The following is a 13181-nucleotide window of genomic DNA, read 5'->3' as shown; positions in this document are numbered from 1 at the left end:
ATAAAAAAGAAAAGGAGGATCATCATGACCGACAAAAAAACGAAAAAAGACCGCACCAAAAGCTGGACCCGATACGGCAAGGTCGACATGACAGAATCCCTAAGATTTCTTATGGACACAGTAACCGCCTATAAGACCGAGAGGGAGTGGGTACGGTGGCTCCAATCGGATCTCGAAAGAAAAGGATCCAAGGAGGTAAGAGAGACGCCCTCTCTAAAACCGGGCGATACGGTTCACATGAACTGGAAAGGACGGGCTCTTCTCGCAGCTAAGATAGGCAGAAAAGGCCTGTCCTCGGGAGTCACGGTAATTGCATCCCATATAGATTCTCCCAGGGTCGACGTAAAAAGTCGCCCTCTTTACGAGGAAGGCAACTTGGCCCTTCTCGACTGCCATTATTACGGAGGTTTGAAAAAATATCAATGGACTAACGTCCCTCTGGCCTTACACGGAGAGATCCACAGAGGTAACGGAACCTCCGAACACATCGTCATAGGAGAGGATGCGTTCGAACCGATCCTCATGATACCGGACCTGGAACCCCACGTGGACAGGGATATGGCGAAGAGGAAGGCGTCGGAGACGGTCGTGGGCGAGGACCTCGACGCCATAGTCGGCCATCGCCCTATAGAGGACGACGAGATGGAGAATCCGATCAAAGAGAGCATACTGTCTCTTTTAAAGGATCGGTTCTCCATGGAAGAGCAGGACTTTCTGTCCGCCGATCTAGCCCTCGTACCGGCGGGACCGGCTAGGTTCGCAGGGCTGGACAAGTCGATGGTTTCGGCCTACGGACTGGACGACAGGATCTGTACTTCCATGTCCTACAAGGCCTTCTGCGATATGGAGACTCCTGATAAAACAGCTGTCTTCGTAGCTGTCGACAGGGAGGAAATAGGCAGCGAAAGCATAGGTGGAATCCAGGGAACCTTTTTAGATCTATTCCTCCTGGAGCTCCTTCGATCTGCGGAGAACAGATCGGATATTCTCTCCCTAAGAAGACTCTACTCGGAAAGCTGTGCAATAAGCGCCGACGTGACCTCCGGGATGAACCCCCTCTACAAGAAGAACTACGTCAGAGATCAACAGGCTCTCATAGGAAACGGCGTGGGGATGGTCAAGTTCACCGGAAGCGGCGGAAAATACGACGGCAACGAGGCACGAGGCGAATTCGTGGCGTCGGTGGTAGCCTGCCTGGATAGAGCGGAGATTCCATGGCAGACGGGCAGCTTCGGAACGGTGGATAAAGCCGGAGGAGGAACCATCGCAAAATATCTGGCCAGGACCGGGATGGACACGTTGGATATGGGACCGACGCTCCTATCGATGCACGCCCCTATGGAGATAGCCAGCGTTGCCGACGTAGAGACGCTATATCGGTCCTACATAGCGCTGTGGAGCGATTTAGAACACGCATCTCGACCTTCCACATAGATTCCAAGCAGAGAGAGGATGACGAAAGATCGTTTCGGCCATCCTCTCTCTGCGCTTACTCCGTTTCCTTAGAAACTCCTTCGCCTTCCTTGCCTTCAGGAACCACAACGAAGCTTTTCTGAAGACTTCCGTCGACATAATAATCCGAACGATAGACCCTCATCGAGCCCTCTTTTATCTTACGCCGTCTTATCTCGCCGGGGAACTCCAGCGACCGGGGAGAACGGAAGTCCTCGGGCATCTCGGCCCCCATGTCCTGATAGATCAACTCTATCACGACCTCGTTATTCCTCTCCCTATCGTCCAACTCGCCTAACAGCTCGGGAAGGCTGGATATCGAGCGATCCATATCCCCCATCTCACCGCCGTCGGGCTCTCCCAGACCGCCGCCCCTGACGGCTACCCTGCATGAACCGACTGCTTTTTCCGGAACTATAAGGGAGAACTCTCTGGTCCTGGATTTGCCTCTGTAGGGTCTTAGATCGACCGATACAGTGACGGTGTCCCCCGGGCTGTAGGTATCGCCGTCCAGTCTTATGGAGTCGACATATAGGATACGGGGATCTCTGGTAACATCCACCGCAAAATGGACCCCCAGGGGCAGAAGCTCTCTGAAGGGATTCAAGGCCACCGTGGACACCAACCCCTCGACCTCCTTGGACATTGTCTCCACTATATCGGACGGAGAGAACAGGTAATTTGTGTAGGTCCAACCTCTCGGGAGCCCTCCTCCCTCGAAGGTTACGGTCAACTTGGCTGTGCCCGCTCCTTTTCTGCCCCAGAGACCGTCGGTCAACCCCATGAACACGGCAGGAACGGCTCTGGAGACCAAAAACGGCTCAGGGACCGCTCTGAAACGGCGTATCTCCCTCTTCCCCTGATCTCTGTCGTGAAAACGGAGAGAAAGATCCAGAGCAGGCGCAAAGGAGCCCACCTGTCCTCCAATGGCCTGAGGTCTATCTTGGGTCACAGTTCCTATTATGGGACCGAATGAGCCGATCTTGAAGGGTGCTTCGACGCTCGGTATGACGTGGTGTATCCAGGCCTTGGTCACTGGATAGGCCACCGCCCCGTTGGAGATGAACGGATGGCCGAAGGCCAGGAAACGACCGTCGTCCGCCAAGGCGGAAAGGGTTCCGGTGGCACCTAGGGTGACATCCCCCCATACCAGAAGCACCCCTATAGCGCTTCCTGGAACCAGAGAGGCCCCGTATTCCACGGTATCTGCCCCCCTCCAGGAAGATCCCGCCGATACCACAGGCATATCCAAGGATTCGGACAACCTCTGACGAGATCGCCCTCCTATCCCTGACAGGGAAAGTACCATCCTCTCCGCCTTGGGGTCCAAATCCGACGAAGCCTTGCTCGTCTCTAATAGATAGTCGACGGGAGGCACGAACTTTCTCTCCATGTCCTCCCAGGAGAAGACCTGGCACATATCATCTATCGGGGTCACCAAGCCAAGCCTGTGATCGCTGAAGTTCCATCCGTAACCAATGGCCCCTATCAGTTTTTTACCGATGAAGACAGGGCTCCCGCTCATGCCGGCGGCGATTCCACCGGTGGCCTCGATTATCGGCCCCTCAGCCCGAATAAGAACAAGATTAGAAGGGGATCCGCTCTGGGGAATCACGCTTATCACCGTAACGGGAAATGATTTCACGGAAGTCCCGGAGACGACGGTGTAGGCCCTTCCCTTAAGACCGGGAACCACGTCTTCGACGTCCATGGTAGGTACATTCGGAGAAAACGTAACGTTTGCCGTGGAAGGAGATGCTGTCCATAGAGCGACTACGGCAAGAGACAGAGACAGATATCTGAAGAAGCGGTTCATCTCTTTCTCCATCTGAGATAGGACAGGATGAACCGCTCCAGGTCCCCGTCCAGGACCGCAGCGGCATTTCCCGTCTCCTCGCCTGTCCTATGATCCTTGACCATGGTGTAGGGGTGAAGAACATAGGACCTTATCTGGCTGCCCCATGAGATCTCCTTCTTGTCATGGAGGCTATCCAGGGCATCCTGTCTTTCCAACATAGATCTCTCGTATAGTTTTCCCCTCAGCACCTGCATCGCCACCGCCTTGTTCATATGTTGAGATCGCTCGTTCTGACAGGATACGACTATACCGGTCGGGATATGGGTTATGCGAACCGCCGAATCGGTCATATTGACGTGCTGACCCCCTGCTCCACTAGACCGGAAGGTGTCTACGCGCAGATCCTCGGTCCTGATATCCACCTCGACGTTGTCAGGAAGCTCTGGAGCGACATCTACCGAGGCGAAACTGGTGTGTCTTCTTTTCGCGGTATCGAAAGGAGATATGCGAACCAAACGATGAACCCCCACCTCCGACTGGAGATAACCGTAGGCGAAATCGCCTTCGACCAACAAAGTCACCGTTTTGATGCCACCTTCCTCGTCTCTCTGATAGTCCAGGATCTTGGTTTTATAGTCATTGGACTCACACCAACGGAGGTACATCCTGTATAGCATCTCCGCCCAGTCCTGAGAGTCCAGCCCTCCGGAACCGGCATGGACTGTCATTATAGCGTTGTTACCGTCGTAGTCCCCGTTCAGGAGAAGCTCCATGCTGAAAGCCTCCATCGACCTGGAGAGGCTCTCGGACCTGGAGGAAAACTCCGCTTTCAACTCCTGGTCGTCCTCCTCGTCCAGAAGCTCCGCCAGGACGACCAGATCCTGATACTCGGATCTCATCCTGTCCCAAGAGGAGATCCTGTTCTCCAGCCTGGCTAGATCGGTGGATATTCGCTGGGCATCGTCTCTTCCCCAGAAATCGGGCAAAGCCATTATCTCGTGAAGTCTGCCGGTTTCGCCTCTTAATGAAGGCAGGTCAAAGACTTTCCTGCAGGTCCGACAGCAGAGCCTGAAGTTCCTCCAATACAGCGGATGTGGATATATTATTCACTTTCCGTCCTCCGTTTCTCACTTATAAAATCGATAAGGTCATCATTATAACATCTCTTAAGGTACGGCATAGGGCACGACGGAGGACACAAATCACTTCTTTTCATGTATAATCACCATGAAGATAAGCGATAAAAAAGGAGGTGTCTCCATGCCTCGACTGACCGAGATGTCAAGGACGAGCGGCTGAGCCGCAAAGATAGGTCCGGCGGACCTAAACGAGGTATTGAAGGCCTTTCCAGTCCCCGAAGACGACCGTCTTATAACGACCTGGGACTGCGGAGAGGACGCTGCTCTTTGGGAGATAGACGAGAATAGGGTCGGTATACTCACACTGGATTTCATAACCCCCGTGGTGGACGATCCCAAAGCCTGGGGAGAGATAGCGGCGGCCAACGCCATAAGCGACGTATTCGCCATGGGGGGCAGACCTTTCGTAGCCCTCAACATCGTCGCCTTCCCCATAAACTGTCTTCCCCTGGATACCCTAAAGGGTGTAATGGAAGGAGGTTACTCGAAGGTAATCGACTCTGGTGCCTTCCTCATGGGGGGACACAGTGTAGAGGACGAAGAGCCCAAGTACGGGCTCTGTGTTTTCGGAGAGGTGGAAAGAGACTCCCTCTGGAAGACGACCGGAGCGAACCCGGGGGACCTGCTCATACTGACCAAACCCCTGGGAAGCGGCATAATAGCAACCGCGGTAAAGGCAGATATGGTGGACGACCCTGCATGGGCCCAAGACGCTACGAAGTGGATGAGCAAATTGAACGATCTGCCACTGAAGATGCCTCGATCGATGAGAAAAACCATCAAGAGCTGCACCGATGTCACCGGCTTCGGACTGGCCGGTCACTGCCTAGATATGCTTTCGAGCAAAAAGGTAAATCTGGAACTGGAATCTGAAAAATTGCCTCTGATGGACGGTGCCCTGAATCTGGCCTCCATGGGACTTCTTCCCGCAGGAGCATACACCAACAGATCCCTTTACGAGGGAAGGGTGGACGGACTGGATTCGATGGGCGAAAAAGCAGATTTCCTCTTCGATCCTCAGACCAGCGGAGGGCTTCTCCTGACCGTACCTCCCGATAAAAGTGAGGAGCTTATGGAGCTGGCAATAGAAAACGGCTTCGAGAAGGCCACGGTCATAGGACGTTTCAAAGAAGGAGACGGAAGAATCCAGATAGTTTAAACCGAGAGCTTCCCGGACTGGTCCGGGAAGCTCTCATTTTTCCTTGGATCTGAGGACGTTCCACAGGGCAAGATACCGGTCGTTCAAAACCTCGACCGGATCGGTCTCCGCCGTCAATGGATCCATCCATACGAACCCGGAGATTTTGCAAGCGACATCTATCAGAGTTGGATCGGATAGATGGTCGACCAACACCGCATCGTATCCTTCCTTCCATGAGGTCAAGATCTTGACTAGGTCTTTCTTTCCGCTGTCTTTTTTTGCCGGAAGGATCCCGGCAAGTTGAGACACCATGTCCCCCGTAGGAGATTCCACCACGCATCCGGCCGCAGAGAAAAGCAAGTCAGAGGATCCGGAGAGACTGAGGACCCTGGCACCTCTCAAAAGCTGTCTCCCCATAGACACCGTGCTGTCCAGCCTACTCTGAAACTCCGCCAGGCGACGCTGGTAGTAACTGTAGCCATCGGGATCAAGGTCGGCTATGGCTACCAAAACTCTCTGTCCCATGAAAGGCAGAGAGGCCGGATCGGAGAAGATCTCTTCTGTGGGACGGTCGGCGGGAAAATCGCTGTAGAGGACGGCTACTCCGGCAGATTCCAGTGATAGCCCATATTTTTTACCGTCCGACCTGTCCAGACACAGGGCCCTATCCGGCATATCGTCCCTCTTTATCCTGTACCGGACAAATTTCCCGTCGTCCCAACCGGAGAGAGGCACTACGGAAAGGTTTACCCCCCCCAAAAAGGACGCCATGGAGGCCAGACAGGGATCGGTGACGGCAAGTTTCCAGGGAGAAGCGGAAAAGGACGGGCTCTCGGCTAAAAAAAAGACGGCGAGGGCGAGAGCGAAACCCCTCGCCCTCGGCCCGATGGTCGTCTTAGAAATCATGACACAAATCAGACCTGACGACTGCCCGGTTTGTAAGGTTTGCTGCCGTCCGAGCAGAGGGGACATTCGTCCGGATCGTACACGGGAAAGGAGACCTTCCATAAAGATACGGGATCCCTATCGAAGCAGTGCATTCCTCCGCTTCTGTCCACTATGCAGGCGGTATCCACCCACTCGCAGCCAGCCTCTGAGAGGCACTTTCCCACCTCGGCAGCGGAGCCTCCGGTGGTGATGACGTCCTCCACCACCACGAACCGCTCTCCGACAGGAACAGGGAACCTCCTGAGTGACATCTTTCCGTTTTCCCTCTCGCAGAAGATAAAGGGAACACCGAGGGCTTTAGCTACCTCGTGCCCTATTATGAGCCCTCCGATAGCAGGAGACGCGACAAAATCGATGGACTTTCCCTTCAGCGTCTCGGCTATGCTACGACCGGCGAACTCCGCCTTATCGGGAAAACGAAGCATCATAGCGCACTGCATATAATGGCCGCTGTGCTTGCCGGATGTCAGGAGGAAATGCCCCTTCAGATACGCTCCGGACGCCACCATCAGCTCCTCAAGTTTATCCCTTATCTGACTCATCCCTTGAGCCCCTCTCTTATTGAATCCCCTATAACGTTCATGGCCGATTCTATGTCGTCCGCCTTGTATATTGGACGTCCCATCACTACGTAGTCCGCACCGTTCTTTATAGCCTGGCAGGGAGTGGCTATCCTGGTCTGGTCGTCTCCCAGAGAGGTCAGTCTGACCCCGGGAACCACCTTGAGAAGTCCGGGGCTGACTCTGTCTTTTATCACCGGAAGGTCCAGAGGAGAGCAGACCACTCCGTCGAGTCCGGAGTCGTCGCACAGCCATGCCCTCTGCCTCAAGGCCTCTTCCATGGGACAACCAGGGGTCGCCTCCGACCAGACCTCTTCGTTGAAGCTGGTCAGCACCGAGATACCGAAAAGTTTCATAGAGGAACCCATTCTATCCCTTGCAGCCACAGCTTCCTCCAGCATCCTTCGACCTCCCGCCGCGTGCAGAGTCAGGGACCAAAGTCCTATCCCTCCGAAAGCCTCCACCGCTAGACGTATGGTGTTAGGTATGTCGTGGAGTTTGAGATCGAGGAAGACCTTGAAGCCATAGTCCACCATCTCCTTTACGAAATGGACTCCCCCGAGGGCGAAAAGTCTCGGACCTATCTTTACGTAATCAAGTTTCCCCCTCACTAGATTCAACGTCTTTCTGGCATCCGCCAGGGTCTCGAGGTCCAGGGCCATTATCAGGGGAAGCTCGTCGTCTCGGTGCATAAAAATTCCTCCTCGTTCCAAATCGTCGCCTACCTTTTGGCGATTCCTACAAGAGATCTCAAATCCTCTACTTTTTCCTTGGTCATATAGGCCTTCACTTCTCTGAGGATATTCTCGGGAAGACGAATATCCCTGAACATCCCGGTGCCAAGCTCTACGGCGGTAGCTCCGGCCATTATCATGGACAGAAGATCGCGACCGGAGGAGACTCCGCCGCAGCCTATGACCGGAATGGACACGGCTGCAGAGACCTGCCATACGAGGCGAAGGGCCATCGGGAAGACCGCCGGTCCGGAAAATCCCGCTACCACCCTGTCGAAGACCGCTTTTTTGCCGTCGACGTCTATAGCCATGCCCAGCCATGTATTTGCCACGACCAATGCATCAGCGCCGGAATCCTCGGCGGCTCTGGCCACACCCTCCGGATCGGGGGCTTGAGGGGTCATCTTGACCCATAGAGGCCCTTTCCAGATCTCCCGTACCATAGACACCGCCTGAGACGTCAGGACAGGACTTACCCCCCATGACATACACCCCTTGTCCACGTTGGGACAGGACACGTTAAGCTCGATGGCGTCCACGCAGTCCGCCACCTCCACCAGTCGTTCCACCATTCGGACGAGGCCTATCTCGTCCTCCATGGACACGTTGGCTATTATAGGAACGCCGTAAGATTTGAGCTTGGGAACCTTTTCGTCGACGAAATCATCTATTCCGGTGTTTTGAAGACCTATGCTGTTCAACAAGCCGCAGGGGGTTTCCCATATTCTATGGCCGGGGTTGCCGTCTTTAGGCGATTCGGTTATGGCCTTTGAACAGACGGCTCCGACATGACGGAGAAGGTCCTCTCTCCAAAGAGATTCGTCATAACCCCACGTACCGGAGGCTATTATCACAGGAGATCTAAGGGGCACCGATCCGATATTCACCGAAAGATCAAGCATTCCATACGACCTCCTCCAAATTGAAGACAGGGCCGTCGGCACAGACGCGCCTCTTGCCTTGGACCGTCTCTATGACGCAGCCACAGCAAGCTCCGATTCCGCAGGCCATCCGACTTTCCAGGCTTACCTGACACGATACAGGCTCCAGTTTTACCATAGCCGCCATCATTCCCATGGGCCCACAGGCGTATATCGGACTGGACTCCCCTTTTTCAAGACCGTCGAGAGCCGTTCCCCTGACTCCGATGGAGCCATCGTCGGAGAAGACCTCTATCTCGGGACACCTCGCTTCCAGATGGTCCACGAACGGCCCCCACCCCTCTCCGGGAACCCCTAGGACGAATCGTCCCGCCCCGAAGACCTGCCTGGCAAATAAAAGAGGTGCGGCTCCCAAAGCTCCAGCTACGTATATAGGCGATGATTTCGGAGATGAAAAGCCACGTCCCATAGGTCCTCTGACCACGAGATCGTCGCCTACGGAACGTTCCGCCAGAAGGGAAGTTCCCCGCCCTATCAGCTTTATCAGCAACTCAAGATCCTCTCCATGTACCGCCGACACGGCGAAGGGGCGCATCAATAGAGGGTCCATCCCCCAGGAGGGATCCCTAAGGAGCACGAACTGCCCCGGATAGATGGACTCGGCTATAGAGGGACACCTCACCCTGATCGACAATATATCCTCTCCTACCATCTCTCTGGCCGTTATCTTACAGGGAAAATCGTCGACATTGCCGCTCATATCCCCACCCCCATTATTTTTTCAAAAATACCTACAGGTATCCATCCGCTATCCTCGAGAGATCTCCTTCATGTTCAAGACCGAGAAGTCCGGCAGGGCCCGAGGTGAGACATCCGAGCAACTTCTTTTCCGAGACGTCGGGAAACTCGCTCCGTCTAGTTCTCAAAAGCGATAGAGCCGCATCGGGCAAGGTCTCGAAACCGAAGGGAGCCTCCGGAAACGGAACCATCTTGTCCTCCTCAGATATCTGGACATGACCGCTGGTGATCGCATCAACCGTTCCGTCCTCGATCCCTTCCCAGAGGGCCTTTCTGTCGCTATCGGACCTCAGGGGTATCTCCGTCTTGAGATACGGATCCCATCGAGACTTGATAAGGTCTTCCTCGGTAAGACACAGGGAAAAAGATGTCACCGAACAGGTCACGTCGGAACCTTTTGCCTTGGCCTCTCTCACCATATCCAGTCCCCTGCTGGTGGAGACACCGTGAAGATGAAGAGGGAGATCGTATTCTCCTGCCATCTCCATCGCCCTGAATATGCCTATGGATTCGGCTACCACCGGGAAGCCCTTCATTCCGGATACGGAGGAAGCCCTGCCCTCCGATACCAGAGCTCCCCTGGTCAGAGGCTCCTCGTCCGGCACCAGCGCCAGACGGCACCCAAGACCGGAGCAATATGCCATGACATTTCTAAGCAACTCGCTGTTTCCGCCTAGAGCTCGACCTCCATATATCATACCAGCCCCTAAAAGCTCCTGGGAGGTCCTTATGTTGGCCATGGTGCCATCGGGCTTCAACGCATCGACCACAGGGACGATCGCAACTCCGTCTAATTCCGAAGCCTCTAGGTTGGCTATGACCCCTAAAGCTCCGTAACCTCCTGATCCCGCCAGTACGCAGAGCCTATCGACAGAGCGGGAATTTCCTCTGACGAAAAGATCCACAAAACCCTTAACCCTCATAGCGCCTCACCTCCGAGACAGAGTTCGAGGACGGCCATCCTGGCTGCGACCCCGCTCCTGACCTGATCTAGGATCAGGCTGTTGGGACCATCCGCCACATCCGAGGCTATCTCGACGCCCCGGTTGATAGGGCCGGGATGCATTACGACCGCACCTTCCGAGATGTCCTCCCTGGATGCGCCGAAAAAACGGTGATATTCCTCGAAGGACGGAAATAAGCCCTGATCCTGGCGCTCTCTCTGTATTCTCAAAAGATAGACGATCCGAGCCTCACGCATAGCCTTCTTAGCGTTATCCCTGTAGGATACCCCGAAGGACCCTAGATCGCTGGGCATGAGTGACCTGGGACCGGAAAAGGAGATCGAGGCTCCCATGGTCCTGAAGGCCTTGGCTACGCTTCGGGCCACCCTGCTGTGCTTGACGTCACCTGCGACTACCATTTTAACTCCGTCAAGGCCGCCCAATCTCTCGTAAGCGGAAAGGAGGTCCAACAGGGCCTGGGTGGGATGGCTCCTCGCACCGTCTCCCCCGTTGATTATCGAGACATCCGGCAGAAGCTTTCCCAGATACATGGGGAAACCTGCCATCCCGTGTCTCATCACTATAGAGTCGATCCCCATGGCCTTCAAGGTCCAGGCCGTGTCCCTGAGGGTCTCGCCCTTGGACAGGCTGGATCCGGAAGACGCCCAGTTTATGACCTCCGCTCCGAGAAACTGTTCGGCCATCTCGAAAGACGTTCTCGTCCTGGTGGAGGGCTCGAAAAAGAGGTTCACCACTGTTCGGCCCCTCAGTATCTCTCCCCTTCTCTTCGGAGAGTCGAGAGATGCCTTATGCTTCGAGGCCAACTCCAGGAACACCTCGAAATCACGACGGTCCCAGTCCTCCAGGTCGAAAAGATTTCTTCTGGACCAGCTCATGACAGGCCCTCCCTCTCGCATATCAGGACCCGATCCTCTCCGTCCAGCTCCTCGACTCGAACCTCCACGACCTCGCTCTTGGAGGTGGGAACCGTCTTTCCAAGGAAATCCGGCTGTATGGGAAGTTCTCTGTGCCCTCTGTCCACCAGGATAGCCAGCTGGACAGCCCCCGGCCGCCCCAGGTCCATCAGAGCCTCGAGAGCCGCCCTTATGGTCCTACCTGTAAACAGGACATCGTCGACCAAAACCAGTGTTTTGCCGGAGACATCCACCGGTATGGAGGTGCTGTGAACGATAGGCTCGTCGGACAAAACGGCCAGATCGTCCCTGTAAAGGGTTATATCCAGTTCTCCCTTAGGGAGTTTAACTCCCTCCGATTCGAGAAGGATCTTTCTGATACGTGAAGCCAGATAGACCCCTCTCCTCTGTATGCCCAGGATGACCAGATCCTGAAGCCCTCGGTTGCGCTCGATGATCTCGTTTGCGATCCTGCGGAGCACCCTCTCCATGTCCTCCGCGGTCATGACGACAGCTTTTTCCCTCAGCTTCACCGCTACGCCTCCTCATAATCTGAACTGGAGGCATTATAGCAGTTACGCTATTTATTTGCAACCGGTTGCATCAAACCTTCTAAAACTGTCCCTATAACCGCCCCCACAACCGGAGATCCGTCGAAGGGGGTGTTTCTTCCTTTGGACTCGAAACGATCGGCGTCTATCGTCCATCTCGCCTCCAGGTCCAACACAGTCATATCCGCCACACAGCCAGGCTTCAGGGAACCTCCGGGAAGGCCGAATATCCCGGCGGGAGCGCAGGACATGGCCTCCACCATTCGATTTATCGAAAGATGCCCCTTGCCGACAAGCTCGGTCAAGATCATGGGAACAGCAGTCTCAAGACCTACTATTCCGTTAGGCGATTCCAGAAGCCCTCTGCCCTTTTCCTCTTCGGAGTGGGGAGCGTGATCCGTCGCTATGACGTCTATAATCCCCAGCCTGAGACCATCTCTCAAGGCCTCCACGTCCATGGCCTCTCTCAGAGGGGGGCTCATCTTGGCCTGAGATCCGTGAACGGGAACGACTTCCTCGGTCAAGATTAGATGGTGAGGGGTCGCCTCGGCTGTGACCTCTATGCCGTCCTCCTTGGCCCGACGTATCATCTCGACCCCTAAAGCGGTGCTGACATGCTGTATGTGGACCTTGGCCTTCGTCTTGGAGGCCAAAAGAATATCCCTCTGGATCATGACCTCCTCCGCCACCTTGGGAACGCCCTTCACCTTCAAGGCATCCGACAAAGCTCCCCGATTCATCGTCCTGTCTCCCCATAGATGAGGGTCCTCGCAGTGAACCGATATGGGAAGCCCCAGTTCGGCGACCTTTTCGAAAGCCCTGTACATGACCTCCGAGTCCACGATAGAAAAGCCGTCGTCGGAGAAAGCCACCGCGCCGGCCTCGGCCAGACTATCCATCGGGGATAGCTCCTCCCCCCTCAGTCCCAAAGTCACAGACCCTACGGAGCAAAACCGGACGGGGCCCCCCTTCCCTTTCTCCAGAACGTAGTTGAGGGTCTCCACCGAATCCACAGCGGGAGATGTATTTGCCATGGCTATGACCGAGGTGTAGCCTCCGGCAGCGGCAGAGGCACAACCGGAGATGACGGTCTCTTTATGTTCCTGGCCGGGGTCCCTGAAATGGACGTGAGGATCTATGAGGCCAGGCACTACGACGTAGCCTCTCAGGTCCACCTTCTCCACGTCTCGTCCCAACGTCGAGGCCAGATCCTTGCCTACCGCTGCGATCTTTCCGTCTCTCACCAATATGTCCGATATATCGTCCAATCCCTGACGGGGATCGATCACTCTAGCCCCTGAAAACAAACGTATCATCTAAA

13 protein-coding genes are annotated in these 13181 nt (G+C 55.1%); 2 read left to right on the top strand and 11 right to left on the bottom strand.

The window, feature by feature from the left end; all coding sequences use genetic code 11:
• Positions 1-24: 24 nt before the first annotated feature.
• Positions 25-1434 (top strand): zinc-binding metallopeptidase family protein, encoded by a 1410-nt coding sequence (locus L2W58_RS00915; protein ID WP_236101083.1) that lies wholly within the window; start codon positions 25-27, stop codon positions 1432-1434.
• Between the two features lie 55 nt (positions 1435-1489).
• Here the strand turns inward: L2W58_RS00915 and L2W58_RS00910 are convergent, their stop codons facing one another.
• Both L2W58_RS00910 and prfB read right to left on the bottom strand, forming a co-directional pair.
• The gene (locus L2W58_RS00910; protein ID WP_236101082.1) at positions 1490-3268 is read right to left on the bottom strand and encodes a SpoIVB peptidase S55 domain-containing protein; all 1779 of its coding nucleotides are present in this window, start codon (positions 3266-3268) and stop codon (positions 1490-1492) included.
• Positions 3265-4360 (bottom strand): peptide chain release factor 2 gene (gene prfB, locus L2W58_RS00905; protein ID WP_236101081.1). Its coding sequence is split into 2 segments (ribosomal slippage): positions 3265-4287 and positions 4289-4360, totalling 1095 coding nucleotides; the frame shifts between segments, so codons are not numbered across the junction. The genes L2W58_RS00910 and prfB overlap by 4 nt, the downstream gene beginning before the upstream one ends.
• 150 nt (positions 4361-4510) lie before the next feature.
• Between prfB and selD the strand changes: the two genes are divergently transcribed.
• Positions 4511-5548 (top strand): selenide, water dikinase SelD, encoded by a 1038-nt coding sequence (gene selD / locus L2W58_RS00900; RefSeq protein ID WP_236101079.1) that lies wholly within the window; start codon positions 4511-4513, stop codon positions 5546-5548.
• A gap of 33 nt (positions 5549-5581) precedes the next feature.
• On the opposite strand, the gene L2W58_RS00895 is transcribed toward selD, so the two are convergent.
• From L2W58_RS00895 to L2W58_RS00855, 9 genes are read right to left on the bottom strand one after another with little or no spacing between them, the layout of a single operon-like run.
• Positions 5582-6436, bottom strand: coding sequence for a hypothetical protein (locus L2W58_RS00895; protein WP_236101078.1), 855 nt, complete (start codon positions 6434-6436; stop codon positions 5582-5584).
• Positions 6437-6444: 8 nt separating this feature from the next.
• Positions 6445-7020 carry an orotate phosphoribosyltransferase gene (gene pyrE, locus L2W58_RS00890; RefSeq protein WP_236101076.1) on the bottom strand — a complete coding sequence of 192 codons (576 nt, stop codon included), beginning with the start codon at positions 7018-7020 and terminating at the stop codon, positions 6445-6447.
• Positions 7017-7730 carry an orotidine-5'-phosphate decarboxylase gene (gene pyrF / locus L2W58_RS00885; RefSeq protein ID WP_236101075.1) on the bottom strand — a complete coding sequence of 238 codons (714 nt, stop codon included), beginning with the start codon at positions 7728-7730 and terminating at the stop codon, positions 7017-7019. Before pyrF ends, pyrE begins: the two co-directional genes overlap by 4 nt.
• A gap of 29 nt (positions 7731-7759) precedes the next feature.
• Positions 7760-8674: a dihydroorotate dehydrogenase gene (locus L2W58_RS00880; RefSeq protein ID WP_236101073.1), complete on the bottom strand. Its 915-nt coding sequence runs from the start codon at positions 8672-8674 to the stop codon at positions 7760-7762.
• Positions 8667-9413, bottom strand: coding sequence for an iron-sulfur cluster-binding protein (locus L2W58_RS00875; RefSeq protein WP_236101072.1), 747 nt, complete (start codon positions 9411-9413; stop codon positions 8667-8669). The genes L2W58_RS00880 and L2W58_RS00875 overlap by 8 nt, the downstream gene beginning before the upstream one ends.
• A gap of 31 nt (positions 9414-9444) precedes the next feature.
• Positions 9445-10374: an amidohydrolase family protein gene (locus L2W58_RS00870; protein WP_236101071.1), complete on the bottom strand. Its 930-nt coding sequence runs from the start codon at positions 10372-10374 to the stop codon at positions 9445-9447.
• The gene (locus L2W58_RS00865; RefSeq protein ID WP_236101070.1) at positions 10371-11291 is read right to left on the bottom strand and encodes an aspartate carbamoyltransferase catalytic subunit; all 921 of its coding nucleotides are present in this window, start codon (positions 11289-11291) and stop codon (positions 10371-10373) included. The genes L2W58_RS00870 and L2W58_RS00865 overlap by 4 nt, the downstream gene beginning before the upstream one ends.
• Positions 11288-11842, bottom strand: coding sequence for a bifunctional pyr operon transcriptional regulator/uracil phosphoribosyltransferase PyrR (pyrR, locus tag L2W58_RS00860; protein ID WP_338033049.1), 555 nt, complete (start codon positions 11840-11842; stop codon positions 11288-11290). Before pyrR ends, L2W58_RS00865 begins: the two co-directional genes overlap by 4 nt.
• A gap of 47 nt (positions 11843-11889) precedes the next feature.
• Complete coding sequence (locus L2W58_RS00855; RefSeq protein ID WP_236101069.1) at positions 11890-13176, bottom strand: dihydroorotase; 1287 nt, start codon at positions 13174-13176, stop codon at positions 11890-11892.
• Positions 13177-13181 lie beyond the last annotated feature (5 nt).

The sequence above is a fragment of the Dethiosulfovibrio faecalis genome (assembly GCF_021568795.1).
GTDB lineage: Bacteria > Synergistota > Synergistia > Synergistales > Dethiosulfovibrionaceae > Dethiosulfovibrio > Dethiosulfovibrio faecalis.
This window is presented reverse-complemented; position numbering and strand designations above follow the sequence as displayed.